Source organism: Mesorhizobium sp. WSM4830, assembly GCF_055811495.1.
The window spans coordinates 1-510 of sequence record NZ_JBVVQI010000113.1 but is presented as its reverse complement, the minus strand read 5'-3'; the positions used below and the strand labels follow the sequence as shown (position 1 = coordinate 510).

General features: G+C 57.8%; 1 pseudogene. It reads left to right on the top strand.

What is annotated here, in order from left to right:
- Positions 1-418: 418 nt before the first annotated feature.
- Positions 419-510 (top strand): annotated as a pseudogene (locus tag AC0L2Y_RS34585) (SDR family NAD(P)-dependent oxidoreductase); the annotation flags it as partial.

Here is a 510-nt window from a genome sequence, read left to right as displayed (position 1 = left end):
CATCGACAACCCGTTCGGCACGAGGTTGTCACCCATGTCTTAGGTACAAACTGTTACCCATGTCTTCGGGCCGTACAGTGGGAGCGCTGGTAGCGGGAGAGGGATACCGCCAATACAGTGCTGCTACTGAATTCACTTGCTAAATCGAGTCCCTGCGCCTGTTGGCGGTTCGAATCGCGTGCTGTGCGCCACTTTACGATTTTGCGCGATTTCATACCCGTCCACGGACGGATGCCGCATCACGCCGCCGACAGCCGCACGTGGAACTTGCTGTCGGTTACCGAAAATTGTGGCAATCCGGACAGACCCGTCGAAACAGGGTGTAGGCTTCCGCCTCCTGGGTCACAACCGCTGTTTGCAGGGTGGCCAAGATCTTCTTGCCGTCGTAGCAGTGGAGACCGGTAACTTCTCTGGGGTCGGCCCGGTGTCGACCGAGTTTCTCGCAAGGTCAGGCGCCAATCAGACGGTGCTCTTCAACATCTTGCCCAAGGTGGATCCGGAGTATGTGGC